The organism is Streptomyces sp. KL116D, assembly GCF_030766975.1.
Classification (GTDB): Bacteria; Actinomycetota; Actinomycetes; order Streptomycetales; family Streptomycetaceae; genus Streptomyces; species Streptomyces longispororuber_A.
In genome coordinates, this window is sequence record NZ_JASERH010000153.1 from 60,284 (window position 1) to 74,805 (window position 14,522).

Below are 14,522 nucleotides of genomic sequence, written 5' to 3' on the forward strand. Positions count from 1 at the left end.
GCGCTGTCAGTGGTGCCGGTTAGCCTCGATGAGGTGACCACACGCCTCACCGACCCCGAGCAGCTCAAGGAGCTGCTGGGCATCCCCTTCACCCCGGAGCAGACGGCCTGCATCACGGCGCCGCCCGCCCCGCAGGTGATCGTGGCCGGAGCCGGCTCCGGCAAGACGACGGTGATGGCCGCGCGCGTGGTCTGGCTGGTCGGCACCGGACAGGTCGCGCCCGAGCAGGTCCTGGGCCTCACGTTCACGAACAAGGCGGCCGGAGAGCTCGCCGAGCGCGTCCGCAAGGCCCTCGTCAGGGCGGGCGTGACCGACCCCGACGCCATCGACCCGGACAACCCCCCGGGCGAGCCCGTGATCTCCACGTACCACGCCTTCGCCGGCCGGCTCCTGACCGACCACGGCCTGCGCATCGGACTCGAACCCACCACGCGGCTGCTCGCCGACGCCACCCGCTTCCAGCTCGCCGCGCGCGTGCTGCGCGAGGCGCCCGGCCCCTACCCCGCGCTGACCCGCTCCTTCGCCGACCTGGTGAGCGACCTGCTCGCCCTCGACGCCGAGCTGGCCGAGCACCTCGTGGAGCCGGGCCGCCTGCGCGCGTACGACCAGGAGCTGCTGCGCACGCTCGAAGGCGCCAAGCTCAGCAACGCGGACCTGCGGAAGGTGCCCGAGGCGGCCGCCGCACGGCTGGAGCTGTCCGAGCTGGTGGGGCACTACAGGGCGGCCAAGCGCACCCGGGACGTGCTGGACTTCGGCGACCAGATCGCCCTGTCCGCCACGCTCGCGAGCACCCGGCCCGAGGTCGGCGAGATCCTCCGGGACGAGTTCCGCGTCGTCCTGCTCGACGAGTACCAGGACACCTCCGTGGCCCAGCGGATCCTCCTCGCGGGCCTGTTCGGCGGCGGCACGGGCCACGCGGTGACCGCGGTCGGCGACCCCTGCCAGGCGATCTACGGATGGCGCGGCGCCTCCGTGGCCAACCTCGACGACTTCCCGCACCACTTCGCCCACGGGGACGGCCGCCCCGCCACCCGCTTCGCGCTCAGCGAGAACCGCCGCAGCGGCGGCCGCCTCCTCGACCTCGCCAACGGACTGGCCGAGCCGCTGCGCGCCCTGCACGCGGGCGTGGAGGCGCTGCGGCCCGCCCCCGGAGCCGAGCGCGACGGCGTCGTGCGCTGCGCCCTGCTGCGGACCCACGGGGAGGAGATCGACTGGCTCGCCGACTCCATCGCCCATCTCGTCGGCACCGGCACGGCACCCGGGGAGATCGCCGTCCTGTGTCGCACCGCGACCGACTTCGCCGAGATCCAGGGCGCGCTCGTCGCCCGCGACATCCCCGTCGAAGTGGTCGGCCTGTCGGGTCTGTTGCACCTTCCGGAGGTCGCCGACCTGGTCGCCGTGTGCGAGGTCCTCCAGGACCCCGGGGCGAACGCGGCACTGGTCCGCCTGCTGACCGGCCCGCGCTGGCGCATCGGCGCGCGTGACCTCGCCCTGCTCGGCCGCCGCGCCCGCCTGCTGGTCTCCCACGCGCGCGGGGGCGACGAGGACGACCCGGACCGGCGGCTGGTCGAGGCCGTCGAGGGCGTCGACCCGTCCGAGGTGATATCGCTCGCGGACGCGCTCGACACGTTCCTGGAGACCTCCGTAGAGGCCGACGGGGACGACGACGGGCTGCCGTTCTCGCCGGACGCGCGCGTGCGCTTCGCGCGCCTCGCCACCGAACTGCGCGACCTGCGCCGCTCGTTGTCCGACCCGCTGATGGACGTCCTGCACCGCGTCCTGGCCGTCACCGGTCTCGAGGTCGAACTCTCCGCGTCCCCGCACGCGCTGGCGGCCCGGCGGCGCGAGACGCTGTCCAACTTCCTCGACGTCGCCGCGTCCTTCGCCGCCCACGACGGCTCCGCCACCCTGCTCGCCTTCCTCGGCTTCCTGCGCACCGCCGCCCAGTACGAGAAGGGCCTCGACAACGCGCTGCCGGGCGGCGAGAACACCGTGAAGGTGCTCACCGCCCACAAGTCCAAGGGCCTCGAATGGGACGTCGTCGCCGTCCCCGGCCTGGTCACCGGCACGTTCCCGAGCACCCAGGGCCGGGAGAAGTGGACGGCCCAGGGCAAGGTCGTCCCGCACGAACTGCGCGGCGACGCCGCGACCCTGCCCGACATCGAGGCGTGGGACTCCAGGTCGATGAAGGCGTTCCACGCCGACATGAAGGACCACCAGCACACCGAGGAACTGCGCCTGGGCTACGTCACGTTCACGCGCCCCCGTTCGCTGCTCCTCGGCTCGGGCCACTGGTGGGGACCGTCCCAGAAGAAGAAGCGCGGCCCGTCCGACTTCCTCCAGGCGCTGTACGACCACTGCGCCGCCGGGCACGGCGAGATCGAGTCGTGGGCGGACGAACCGCCGGAGGACGAGGAGAACCCGGCCCTCCAGGAGGCGTCCGCCGAGCACGCCTGGCCGCTGCCGCTGGACGACGCGTCCCTGGCCCGCCGCCGCGCGGCCGCCGACACCGTGCTCGCCCACCTGGAGCGGGCGATGACCGCTCCGCAGGCCCGCGCGCACTCGGAGGTCCACCCCGCCGCCCTGGACGAGCCGCCCTTCGAGGACCCCGACTGGCCGCCCCCGCCGGAGGACGAGGAGTTCCCGCCCGACGACCCCGACTTCCCCGAAGATCCCGAAGACCCCGAGGACTGGGAGCAGCTGTCCGCCGAGCGCCCCACGGTCCCGCACCCCTCGCCGCGGCCCGGCACACCGCCGCACGCGCGCGTGGCCGGGCTCCCGGAGGCGGCACCTGCCGTCCCGCACCCCGCGCTTCCCCCAGAGCCCGAGCTCACCCCGGAGGAGGTCCGCACGATCGCCTCCTGGGACCGCGACCTGGACGCCCTCACCGGCGAACTGCTGCGGGCCCGCGCCGCCGTGCGCGAGGTGCCCGTCCCGCACTCGCTCACCGCCTCCCAGGTGCTGCGCCTGGCCGCCGACCCCGACGGCCTGGCCCAGGAGCTGGCCCGCCCCATGCCGCGCCCACCGCAGCCGGCCGCCCGCCAGGGCACCCGCTTCCACGCCTGGGTCGAATCACGCTTCGAAGAGCTGCGCCTGCCCCTGCACGACCCGGAGGACCTGCCGGGCAGCGACGCCGAGATCGCCGACGAGCGCGACCTGGAGGCGCTCAAGGAAGCCTTCGAGCGCACCCCGTACGCGCACCGCACCCCGTACCGGGTCGAGCTGCCCTTCCAGCTGGCCGTCGCGGGCCGGGTCGTCCGCGGCCGCATCGACGCCGTCTACAAGACGGGCGACGGCGACGACGTGACGTACGAGATCGTCGACTGGAAGACGGGTCACCAGCAGACCGCCGACCCGCTCCAGCTCGCCGTCTACCGGCTCGCCTGGGCCGAGCAGCAGGGCGTCCCCCTGGAGTCGGTCGGCGCCGCCTTCCTGTACGTACGCAGCGGAGAGACGGTCCGGCCCCAGCGGCTGCCCGGGCGGGCGGAGCTGGAGCGCCTCCTCACCCAGGACCCGCAGGCAGCCGCCACCCAGGACCCGCAGGCAGCCCTCACGCGGGAGCCGCAGGCCGTCGAGGAGCCGCCGGACGAGCACACTCCGGCGGGCGGATAGGCTCGGGACCATGAGCAAGCCCGTTGACAGCGCCGTCAGCACCGTCCGTGCGTACATCGAGAACCACCGCGAGGCGTTCCTCGACGACCTCGCCGCCTGGCTGCGGATCCCCTCCGTGTCCGCCCAGCCCGACCACGCACCGGACGTGCGGCGCAGCGCCGACTGGCTCGCCGGGAAACTGGCGGAGACCGGCTTCCCGACCACCGAGGTGTGGGAGACGCCGGGCGCCCCCGCCGTGTTCGCCGAGTGGCCCTCCGGCGACCCCCGGGCCCCCACGGTCCTCGTCTACGGACACCACGACGTCCAGCCCGCCGCCCGCGAGGACGGCTGGGACACCGACCCCTTCGAGCCGGTCGTCGTCGGCAACCGCCTCCACGCGCGCGGGGCCGCGGACGACAAGGGGCAGGTGTTCTTCCACACACTCGGGGTGCGGGCGCACCTCGCCGCGACCGGGCGCACCACCCCCGCGGTCAACCTCAAGCTGCTGATCGAGGGCGAGGAGGAGTCGGGCTCCCCGCACTTCCGTGCCCTCGTGGAGGCGCACAGGGAGCGCCTCGCCGCCGACGCCGTGATCGTCTCCGACACCGGCATGTGGTCCGAGGACACCCCCACGGTCTGCACCGGCATGCGCGGTCTCGCGGACTGCGAGATCGAGCTGCGCGGGCCCGACCAGGACATCCACTCCGGCTCCTTCGGCGGCGCCGTCCCGAACCCGGCGACCGCCGCCGCCCGCCTCGTGGCCGCCCTGCACGACGACCACGCGCGCGTGGCGGTCCCCGGCTTCTACGACGGCATCGTGGAACTCACCGAGCGGGAGCGCGAGCTCTTCGCCGAGCTGCCCTTCGACGAGGCGCAGTGGCTGCGCACGGCCAAGTCGCACGCCACGTACGGAGAGGCCGGGCTCACCACCCTGGAGCGCATCTGGGCCCGCCCGACCGCTGAGGTCAACGGGATCGGGGGCGGCTACCAGGGCCCGGGCGGCAAGACCATCGTCCCGTCGTCGGCGATGCTGAAGCTCTCGTTCCGGCTGGTCGCCGGGCAGGACCCGGACCACGTGGAGAAGGCCGTCACCTCCTGGGTCGCCGAGCAGCTGCCCGCGGGGATCAGCCACACGATCACCTTCGGCGCCGCCACCAGGCCCTGCCTGACCCCGCTCGACCACCCCGCCCTGCAGTCGGTCGTCCGCGCCATGGGACGGGCCTTCGAGCAGAAGATCCGCTTCACGCGCGAGGGCGGTTCGGGTCCGGCCGCCGACCTCCAGGACGTGCTCGACGCCCCGGTCCTGTTCCTGGGCATCTCGGTCCCCTCCGACGGCTGGCACGCGCCGAACGAGAAGGTCGAGCTCGACCTCCTCATGAAGGGCGTCGAGACCGCCGCCCACCTGTGGGGAGATCTCGCGGAGAGCTGGCCGGATGCACACTGAACGAGGCGCCCCGCACACGTCCTGCCGCACGTCCTGCTGAACCGCCCGCCGAACCACCCATTTCATCACCGGGGGAGTTGGAAGCACCTGTGACCACCTGGACCGACCGCACCGCTGACCTGGCCGGAGGCCGACCGCTCTCGCTGTCCGCGCCGAGCGGTATCGACCGTGCCGCGCACCACCGCATCGACGAGCCGTGGCTCGCCGCGGCGTGGAGCCACCCCACCACCCGGGTGTTCGTGGTCTCCGGCGGTCAGGTGCTCATCGACGAGACGCCGGACGGCACGACGGAACTGGTCATGACGCCGTCCTTCGAGGCGCCCCTCACCGAGGCCCACCGCTACTTCCTGGGCACGGACGAGGACGGCGTGAGCTACTTCGCGCTGCAGAAGGACACGCTTCCGGGGCGCATGGACCAGTCCGCGCGCCCGGCCGGACTGCGCGAGGCGGGCCTGCTGCTCTCGCCGCGGGACGCCGGACTCATGGTGCACGCCGTCGCCCTGGAGAACTGGCAGCGACTGCACCGCTTCTGCTCCCGCTGCGGCGAGCGCACCGTCATCGCCGCCGCGGGCCACATCCGCCGCTGCCAGGCCTGCGGGGCCGAGCACTACCCGCGCACCGACCCGGCCGTGATCATGGCCGTCACGGACGATCAGGACCGCATCCTGCTGGGCCGCCAGGTGCACTGGCCCGAGGGCCGGTTCTCGACGCTCGCCGGTTTCGTGGAGCCCGGCGAGTCCATCGAGCAGTCGGTGCGCCGCGAGGTCTTCGAGGAGGCGGGCGTCCTCGTCGGGGACGTCGAGTACGTCGCCAGCCAGCCCTGGCCCTTCCCCTCCAGCCTGATGCTCGGCTTCATGGCGCACGCCACGTCCTTCGAGATCAACGTGGACGGTGACGAGATCCACGAGGCCCGCTGGTTCTCCCGGGAAGACCTGCGGGCCGCCTTCGAGACCGGGGAGGTCATGCCTCCCTACGGGATCTCGATTGCGGCCCGCCTGATCGAGCTCTGGTACGGCAAGCCCCTGCCGAAGCCCAGCGACGCGCTGTGAGCGAACCGCTCACGCGCGCCCGGCGCGTCAGGCGCCGATCTTCTGCTTGACCTGCGCCAGCGAGGGGTTCGTGAGCGTCGAACCGTCGTCGAAGAGGACGGTGGGGACCGTCTGGTTCCCGCCGTTCGCCTTCTCCACGAACGCCGCCGATTCCGGGTCGTGCTCGATGTTGATCTCGGAGTACGCGATGCCCTCGCGGTCCATCTGCTTCTTCAACCGCTGGCAGTAGCCGCACCAGGTGGTGCTGTACATCGTCACAGTGCCCGGCATGTCCTCGCGCTCCTTCGTGGCTGGGGTGCGTGTTCGCAATACGTCGAACGTACGCGACGCGACGACCATTCCCGCACGTCGGTCGCGTTAGTACGACAATCACCGGCCGCCTGTGGACAGCGCGACGCACCCGCCCCCGCAGACCTGGCAGCATGGCGGGGTGACAGCAGCAACGCACTCCACCCTGTTCCCGCAGGTCCCGGAATCGGCCGACGCGGTGCTCGACGGGCTCGACCCCGAGCAGCGCGCCGTGGCGACGGCCCTGCACGGTCCGGTGTGTGTGCTCGCGGGCGCGGGCACGGGCAAGACGCGGGCGATCACGCACCGCATCGCGTACGGCGTCCGCGCCGGGATCCTCCAGCCGAACACCGTGCTCGCCGTCACCTTCACCAACCGCGCCGCGGGGGAGATGCGCGGCCGGCTGCGGCAGCTCGGCGCCGGGGGAGTGCAGGCCCGCACCTTCCACTCGGCGGCGCTGCGCCAGCTCCAGTTCTTCTGGCCCAAGGCCGTCGGCGGGGAGCTGCCCCGGATCGTCGACCGCAAGCTCCAGATCGTCGCCGACGCCGCTGCCGCCTGCCGCGTCCGCCTCGACCGCGGCGAGCTGCGTGACGTGACGGCCGAGATCGAGTGGTCCAAGGTCACCCAGACCGTCCCCACGGACTACGCCGCGGCGGCGCACAAGGCGGGCCGCGAGGCCCCCCGCAACCCCGCCGAGATCGCCCAGATCTATGCGAACTACGAGACGCTGAAGCGGGACCGCTCGGTCATCGACTTCGAGGACGTCCTGCTGCTCACCGTCGGCATCCTCCAGGACCGGCAGGACATCGCCGAGCAGGTCCGCGCCCAGTACCAGCACTTCGTCGTCGACGAGTACCAGGACGTCAGCCCGCTCCAGCAGCGCCTGCTCGACCTGTGGCTCGGCGAGCGCGACAGCCTCTGCGTCGTCGGCGACGCCAGTCAGACGATCTACTCCTTCACCGGCGCCACTCCCGACCACCTGCTCAACTTCCGCACCCGCCACCCGAGCGCGACGGTCGTCAAACTGGTCCGCGACTACCGCTCCTCGCCCCAGGTCGTGCACCTCGCAAACGGAATCCTGTCGCGAGCCAGCGGCCGGGCCGCCGAGCACCGCCTGGAGCTGATCTCCCAGCGCGAGGCGGGACCCGAGCCGGTCTATGTGGAATACGCGGACGAGCCCGCGGAGGCGGAGGGGGCGGCCGGCCGCATCCGGGAGCTCATCGCCGCCGGCGTCTCCGCGGGCGAGATCGCGATCCTGTTCCGGACGAACGGGCAGTCGGAGATCTACGAGCAGGCCCTCGCCGACGCCGGAGTGCCCTACCAGCTGCGCGGCGCGGAGCGCTTCTTCGAGCGGGCCGAGGTCCGCAAGGCCGGCCACGCGCTGCGCGCGGCAGCCCGCTTCGGGGGCAACGACGCGGGGCTCGACGAGGCCGTCGACCTGCCGTCCCAGGTCCGGGCGGTCCTCTCCGGCGAGGGCTGGACGAGCGAACCGCCCGCGGGCTCCGGCGCCGTCCGCGACCGGTGGGAGTCCCTCGCCGCCCTGGTCCGGCTCGCGGAGGACTTCGCGCGGGCCCGCCCGGAAGTGACCCTGGCCGACTTCGTGGCGGAGCTCGACGAGCGGGCCAGTGCCCAGCACGCGCCGACCGTCGAAGGCGTCACCCTGGCCTCGCTGCACGCGGCGAAGGGCCTCGAGTGGGACGCCGTGTTCCTGGTCGGCGTCGCCGAGGGCATGATGCCGATCACGTACGCCAAGACCGACGAGCAGATCGAGGAGGAGCGGCGGCTCCTGTACGTCGGGGTGACCCGGGCCCGGCGCCACCTCGGGGTCTCCTGGGCGCTGTCCCGCTCGCCGGGCGGCCGGGCGAGCCGTCGGGCGAGCCGGTTCCTCGACGGACTGCGGCCGGGCTCCACCGGCTCCGTGGGCCGGGGCGCCGGCGGCGGCCGGGGCGGGGTCGAGCTGGGGACGCGACCGGACGCCAAGGGGCCGCTCGCCGGGGCCCGGCGCAGGGCCAACAGGAAGGTAGCGCGCTGCAGGGTCTGCGGCCGCACGCTCACCGAAGCCGGCGAGATGAAGCTGATGCGCTGCGAGGACTGTCCCTCGGACATGGACGAAGGGGTCTACGAGCGGCTCGTCGAGTGGCGGGCCCGCACGGCGGCCGGCCTCGGCCAGCCCGCGTTCTGTGTCTTCACCGACAAGACCTTGATCGCCATCGCCGAGGCGGCGCCGGACGACGAGGCCGAGCTGTCCCGCATCCCGGGCGTCGGCATGCGGAAGTTTCGGACGTACGGATCCGATGTGCTTGCCATTTGCGCAGGTCAGACCGTGAGCGATGAGTCTGAAGGTGCCGACGGGGACGACTGATTCAAACTCGTCGAAAAAATAGTTTGCGCATGCCCCAGCAATCCCCATAGGTTCTAAAGCACGAAAGCACGGCCTTCTCGAAGGCCCTGGTTCCGTGATGTACTTGAAAGCCGTCGGACCGGTTCGCACCGGTCCCCTAGACGCCGAGAGGAGGCGAATCCAGTGATCAGCATCAAGGCCAGCTCCATCAGCACCGTCAAAATGACCGATCGCTCGGTCGTCGCTTCCTGCCTGCTCGGCTTCTCGAACCTGGGCACCGGTCTGTCTGGCCTCAGCGCCATGCGTCCGGAGTCCGGCCTGTCCCTCTCGGGTCTTCCCATCCGCGAGGGCAATGAGCGACCGACCAAGGCACCGGAAGCAGTAGCGACGGCACAGGCTCAGGCCTATGCCTTTGCCGCGGCCGGTGCCGGATTCCGGAAGCAGACGACGCAGCACCACACGATGTGGGCCTTCCGTGGGCCTGAACCCTGGAGTGATCCAGCCTGATCGACGATCAGGCCGGCGCCTTCAGGGCCGCGGAACCCCACCCGGGATCCGCGGCCCTTCTGTTTTCCCGGAAGACCCAGCGATCTTCCGAGGAGCCAGAACGAAGGGGCCTCGGGACAAGAAAAGAACCCGGTACCACCGCCAACCGGCCCACCGGCCGGAATGACCAGACGAGGAAGAAGACACCGTGCAACTCGAAGCGCACGCCCCGTCCGTACCGCCTTCAGACCCTCTTTCCCCGCCCGTGTCCACGGAGGACTCCACCTTGAACCCGCTGACTGCGCTCACCGCGCTCGACGACGCCATCGAGAACCTCGGCGTGCCCGTCCCCTGCCGTGCCTACGACCCGGAGGTCTTCTTCGCGGAGTCGCCGGCGGACGTCGAGTACGCCAAGTCCCTCTGCCGTACCTGCCCGCTGGTCGAGGCCTGCCTCGCCGGTGCCAAGGAGCGGCGTGAGCCCTGGGGCGTCTGGGGTGGCGAGCTGTTCGTCCAGGGAGTTGTCGTGGCCCGCAAGCGGCCGCGTGGCCGCCCGCGCAAGAACCCGGTCGCGGCATGAACACCCGAGGAACGATCGACCGCCCCCTGACGCACGACCCGAAGAAGCAGGACCCGATGAAGCCGTCCACGAGCGAGCCCACAGGCTCCGCGATCCCAGACTTCACCACCTCCGGCGCGACCGACTCGCGTCAGAACAGGACCCGTCAGATGCAACTCATCCCAGAAGCCCTGGCTCGTGCGCATATGCACGAGCAACTGAGGGACGCGCACACGGAGCGCCAGGCCATGCGCCTGGTGGTCGCGCGTCGGATGCAGCGGCGCGCCGAGCGCGCGTCGCTGCGGGCCAGGCGCGCGCTCGCCATGGCCGTGATGCAGTAACCGAAAGCGCGTCGCGCAAAAAACGGCAAGAGACAGCAAGAGACAGAACGAGCGGGGGCCGGTCCGGCAGGGACCGGCCCCGCGGTGCGTGGCACCCGGCGATCATCGGTCCATGGAGTTATCGTCACGGAGTGACGTCTCTTCCTGGCGGGGACTCCGCGCAGCAACCGGACCACCAGGCCCTCGTGTGCGCCCGGTGCGGCACCACCGCGCACGGGGCCCAGCCCACCTGGACGTATTCCGTGGAGGGCGGCGTTCGCCGCTACTTCTGTGACGCCTGTGCCCGGGAGAACATCAGAGCCATCGAAGGGCGGCTCGACTCCGACTGGTGGTGATCACGCCTCGACGGCCGGCTCGTGCTCCACGTCCTCGTCGGCCACGAACCCCGGCATCCACGCCTCCAGTTCGTCCCGCAGGCGCACCGTCGCGCCGAGCTGACACAGCACGCCGATCGTGCTGAGCGTCACCCGGTGGATCAACAGGTACGACGGCGGCAGGTTCAGCTGCTTGCCCAACTGGTGGGCGGGCGAGCGGATGTCGGCGATCCGGGCCGCCTGGGTGCGCATCCAGGAGCGGGTGAACGTGAACGCCTCGACCTGGGCCGGTTCGATGATCGGCAGCAAGTAGTCGAGCACCGCGTCCGGTTCGAGCTCGATGGACTCCTTGACGAAGCCCTCCTCCCGCAGCAGCTCGTAGACCGCGGCCGCGTCGCCTTCGATCGTCAGCCGCAGCGAGGTGCCGATGGGATCGGGCAGACCTCCGGGGAGGCGGTCCACCGTGCCGAAGTCCAGGACGCCGAGGCGCCAGCCGTCGTTCCCGTCCGGCAGCAGCCGGAAGTTGCCCGGGTGCGGATCCGCGTGCAGCAGTCCCGTGCGCGCTGGACCCGAGAACAGGAAGCGGGCCAGCAACTGGCCCGCGCGGTCGCGCTGTTCCTGGCTGCCGGAGCCGATGACCTCCGCCAGCGGCGTGCCGTCGATCCACTCCGTCACCAGCACCTGCTCGCTCTGGTGGACCACCTGCGGCACCACGACGTCGGGGTCGTCGGCGAACTCCTCGGCGTGGGCCTGCTGGGCCTGCGCCTCCAGCGCGTAGTCCAACTCCTCCGAGACCCGGTCGCGCAGCTCGGCGATCAGCGGCTTGATGTCCATCCCCGGGATGAGCGGCCCCAACAGCCGTGCGAAACGACCCAGTTGGTTCAGGTCCGACAGCAACGCCTCGCCCGCACCCGGGTACTGGACCTTCACGGCCACCTGGCGCCCGTCGTGCCAGACGGCTCGGTGCACCTGCCCGATCGACGCGGCGGCCGACGGCTTGTCGTCGAACTCCTGGAACAGCTCGCGCCATTGCTCGCCGAGCCGCTCCTCCAGGACCGCGTGCACCGTGCGGGTCGGCATCGGCGGCGCGGCCTCCTGGAGCTTGGTCAGCGCGGCCCGGTACGGACCGGCGACCTCCTCCGGGAGCGCGGACTCGAAGACGGACAGCGCCTGCCCGAACTTCATTGCTCCGCCCTTGAGTTCGCCGAGCACCTTGAACAGCTGATCCGCCGTGCGCTGCTGCAGTTCCCGGCCCACGATCTCGGCGGACTTGCCGCCGATCCGCTTGCCGATGCCCCAGGTGGCACGGCCTGCGAAGCCGATTGGCAGCGCGGCCAGCTTGGCGGTACGGGTAACCGCCTTGCGGGGAAGATCAGACATACACCCCTCCAAGTACCGGACAGCAGTGCCGCGCATGCCCAGGCGCCATGACGCCGTCAGCCGATTGCCTACCCCGCCATTGTGTCGTGCGGCCCTTCCTCCACGGAGGTCTCCTGCCCGTTACCTCTCTCACCCGCACCGCACGCACACTCCCGATGCGGCCGCACCGGCCACGCGTGCCAGTCGAGTCCCGGTGCGGACGCCTCCCAGCGCGCCCCGGTGCTGGCCGGCAACTCCCCGTCCAGGAAAGCCAGCGCATGAGCGGCCGCCAGACCAGCGACCGCGGTGGCCAGACCCAGGTCGCAGGCCTGGACCTGACGCGCGGCCCGGCCCGACCGCCACTGGGCGAGCAGCCGCGGCCAGGTCGGATCGCGGTCCGTGCGGGCGAGCAGCAGGCAGTGCGCACAGCCCGTCCCGCCGGGCAGCACCAGAGGTCCGACGATTCCGGTGGCCTCGGCCACGCCCGCGTACAGATGGGGGATGCCCGCCGCCGTCAGGTCCTCGACGTGGGCCGGATCGGGGGAGTGGACCGCGAGTCCGTCCCGCGGGGCGACGACCACCAGGGAGAGCGGCGGCTCACCGCCCTCCGGCCACGCGGGGTGCGGCTCCGTCCTGCGCCGGTCGGGACGGGGCGGCCGCGCCGGGGCCACCGCCCGCACCACGCGCCGCGCCGACACGTCCCGGCGCTCGCCGACCGCTTCCACCGGCTGTCCGCCGGGCGCCACGTCCCACGGTTCGACGCAGCCGCCGTCCCGTACGTCGACGTGTCCGACGCCCGCCGCGCCGAGCACCGATGCCACGACCGCGCCCACCCGTCCGGCCCCTCGCACCTGCACGCGCATGCTGTGCCGGGCCGCCAGCTTCCGCACCGCCTCGGCCGGTTCGGAGGTGGCCACCGACAGTGCGGCGTGGTCGGGGCGGAGCCGGTCCATCACCTCCGACCGCCGGCGCAGCGCCTCGGCGGGCGGGCCGCCACCCGTCGCGTCGTCCAGCAGACCCGCGTCGGTCAGCCGGTCCAGGAGCGCGTCCACGTGTCCGTCGGGCAGACCCATGCGGCGGGCCTCGTCGCGCAGGAGCGGCACTCCGCGCGTCCCGTCGAGCAGGGTCATGAAGGTGCCGGTGGCCGGGTCGACCGGGTTGAGCACGACCGCGTGCGCGGGCGTCATCCCGAACTGCACCGTGTTCAGGTCGTGCCAGCCGCGCCGCAGCGCCGGCTTCAGGATCGGATGCATGGCTGGTCCCCCGTGCTCTGCCGTGACGTCGATCGACAGCCAGCATGACGGTCCCGGCGCGAGCGTGCGGAAAGTTGTCCACAGGCTGGGGGTGATAGTCGTACGAATCAAACGGCGGCGGCGCGGGAGCGCACCGAAGAGTTCCGGAGGCGGGACTTCCGCCCTGCCCAACGGGTAACGTCGGGGCGTGCCCGCCGACCCACTGCACCGTGCCACGAACACGCAGCGCAGCACGACCAAACCGCCGCCAGGCGGCCCCGGGGCGAGCGCGGTCGAGGTCCGCAGAAGCGCCCGGCGTCGCAGAACGGTCTCCGCGTACCGCGAGGGCGATCGCACGGTGGTCCTCATCCCGGCCCGCATGTCGGAGGCCGAGGAGCAGCGCTGGGTCACCGTCATGCTCGACAAGCTCGCGGCGCAGGAGAGCAAGCGGGTCCTGGGCGACGCCGAACTGGCCGAGCGCGCGCAGCGGCTCTCCGAGCAGTACCTCGACGGCAAGGCCCGCTTCGCGTCCGTTCGCTGGGTCACGAACCAGAACACCCGGTGGGGCTCCTGCACCCCCGCCGAGGGAAGCATCCGCCTCTCGCACCGACTGCAGGGCATGCCCGAGTACGTCGTCGACTACGTGCTCGTCCATGAACTCGCTCATCTGCTGGTCCCCGGTCACGGTCCGCGTTTCTGGCGCCTTCTGGAGGCGTATCCGCGAACCGAGCGGGCGCGCGGCTACCTCGAAGGGGTGGTCGCGGCCGACCGTCTGCCGCACCTGCCGACCGCACGCGGCGAGTGATCGTCCCCCCGGGGCTCCCGGGACGGTTGTGTACCAGGGCTGTACCGACTTCCTCCGCTGTCGGTGTTTGCAGTTAGCCTGGCGCGACGCAATCACCATCGGGATGGGGGACGGTCGTTACGCATGGCCAGGGAATTCCAACGCGGCCACAAGGCCAAGATCAGTGACCTCACCGCGGGCACCGATCTGTACGTAGGCGTACAGATCACCGGCCCCGGGCTGACCTTCGACATCAGCTGTTTCGGCCTCGATGCCGAGGAGCGGCTGTCCGACGACCGGTACTTCGTCTTCTTCAACCAGCCGAAGACACCCGAGGAATCCGTCCAGCTGCTCGGCGCGCAGGCCGGTGACAGCGAGTCGTTCCGCGTCACGCTCGACAAGATCCCCGCGCACATCCACAAGCTGTCGTTCACCGCGACCCTCGACGGCGCCGGTCAGATGTCGCAGGTGGCGCCCGGATACATCCGGATCGTCGCCGGCGGCGAGGAGGTCGCCCGGTACTCCTTCAGCGGTGGCGAGTTCTCGACCGAGCGTGCGGTGATGCTGGGCGACTTCTACCTGAAGGACGTCTGGCGGTTCGCCGCCGTGGGCCAGGGCTTCGACGGCGGCCTGGACGCGCTCCTGAAGAACTTCGGCGGTGAGGTCGCCGAGGAGGAGCGCGCCGCCGCGCAGCCGCAGGCCGCCCCCGGGTTCGCGCCGCCCGCGCAGGCTTCCGC

At 72.0% G+C, this 14,522-nt stretch carries 13 protein-coding genes; 10 read left to right on the forward strand and 3 right to left on the reverse strand.

Going from position 1 to position 14,522, the window contains the following annotated elements:
- Positions 1–33: 33 nt before the first annotated feature.
- The 3 genes from RBJ77_RS60755 (at position 34) to nudC (ending at position 6,084) form a co-directional block, all read left to right on the forward strand.
- Positions 34–3,612, forward strand: a complete 3,579-nt coding sequence (locus RBJ77_RS60755; RefSeq protein WP_372352756.1) for a UvrD-helicase domain-containing protein — start codon at positions 34–36, stop codon at positions 3,610–3,612.
- Positions 3,613–3,622: 10 nt separating this feature from the next.
- Positions 3,623–5,035, forward strand: coding sequence for a dipeptidase (locus RBJ77_RS60760; protein WP_372352757.1), 1,413 nt, complete (start codon positions 3,623–3,625; stop codon positions 5,033–5,035).
- Positions 5,036–5,124: 89 nt separating this feature from the next.
- Positions 5,125–6,084: an NAD(+) diphosphatase gene (nudC, locus tag RBJ77_RS60765; RefSeq protein WP_255973299.1), complete on the forward strand. Its 960-nt coding sequence runs from the start codon at positions 5,125–5,127 to the stop codon at positions 6,082–6,084.
- Between the two features lie 27 nt (positions 6,085–6,111).
- On the opposite strand, the gene RBJ77_RS60770 is transcribed toward nudC, so the two are convergent.
- Positions 6,112–6,354, reverse strand: a complete 243-nt coding sequence (locus RBJ77_RS60770; protein WP_255973298.1) for a mycoredoxin — start codon at positions 6,352–6,354, stop codon at positions 6,112–6,114.
- Positions 6,355–6,514: 160 nt separating this feature from the next.
- Here RBJ77_RS60770 and RBJ77_RS60775 point away from each other — a divergent pair, with 160 nt between their 5' ends.
- The 5 genes from RBJ77_RS60775 to RBJ77_RS60795 all read left to right on the forward strand — a co-directional run bounded on the left by RBJ77_RS60775 (position 6,515) and on the right by RBJ77_RS60795 (position 10,431).
- Complete coding sequence (locus RBJ77_RS60775; protein ID WP_372352758.1) at positions 6,515–8,734, forward strand: ATP-dependent DNA helicase UvrD2; 2,220 nt, start codon at positions 6,515–6,517, stop codon at positions 8,732–8,734.
- A 162-nt stretch (positions 8,735–8,896) separates the two neighbouring features.
- Positions 8,897–9,220: a hypothetical protein gene (locus tag RBJ77_RS60780; RefSeq protein WP_372352759.1), complete on the forward strand. Its 324-nt coding sequence runs from the start codon at positions 8,897–8,899 to the stop codon at positions 9,218–9,220.
- A 187-nt stretch (positions 9,221–9,407) separates the two neighbouring features.
- The gene (locus tag RBJ77_RS60785; RefSeq protein ID WP_255973292.1) at positions 9,408–9,776 is read left to right on the forward strand and encodes a WhiB family transcriptional regulator; all 369 of its coding nucleotides are present in this window, start codon (positions 9,408–9,410) and stop codon (positions 9,774–9,776) included.
- Complete coding sequence (locus RBJ77_RS60790) at positions 9,773–10,096, forward strand: hypothetical protein (protein WP_255973290.1); 324 nt, start codon at positions 9,773–9,775, stop codon at positions 10,094–10,096. The genes RBJ77_RS60785 and RBJ77_RS60790 overlap by 4 nt, the downstream gene beginning before the upstream one ends.
- 131 nt (positions 10,097–10,227) lie before the next feature.
- A complete protein-coding gene (locus tag RBJ77_RS60795) occupies positions 10,228–10,431 on the forward strand; it encodes a hypothetical protein (protein ID WP_255973288.1) in 204 nt (67 codons plus the stop codon).
- Here the strand turns inward: RBJ77_RS60795 and RBJ77_RS60800 are convergent, their stop codons facing one another.
- Entirely contained in the window at positions 10,432–11,790 is a 1,359-nt protein-coding gene (locus RBJ77_RS60800) for an ABC1 kinase family protein (RefSeq protein WP_372352760.1), read from the reverse strand. It lies immediately after the preceding gene.
- 68 nt (positions 11,791–11,858) lie between these two features.
- Positions 11,859–13,022 carry a ThiF family adenylyltransferase gene (locus RBJ77_RS60805; protein WP_372352761.1) on the reverse strand — a complete coding sequence of 388 codons (1,164 nt, stop codon included), beginning with the start codon at positions 13,020–13,022 and terminating at the stop codon, positions 11,859–11,861.
- A 187-nt stretch (positions 13,023–13,209) separates the two neighbouring features.
- On the opposite strand from RBJ77_RS60805, the gene RBJ77_RS60810 reads away from it, so the two are divergent.
- Positions 13,210–13,806, forward strand: coding sequence for a M48 family metallopeptidase (locus RBJ77_RS60810; RefSeq protein WP_372352762.1), 597 nt, complete (start codon positions 13,210–13,212; stop codon positions 13,804–13,806).
- A 123-nt stretch (positions 13,807–13,929) separates the two neighbouring features.
- Positions 13,930–14,522, forward strand: a 593-nt coding sequence (locus RBJ77_RS60815) for a TerD family protein (protein ID WP_372352763.1), incomplete at its 3' end; no start/stop codon positions are given.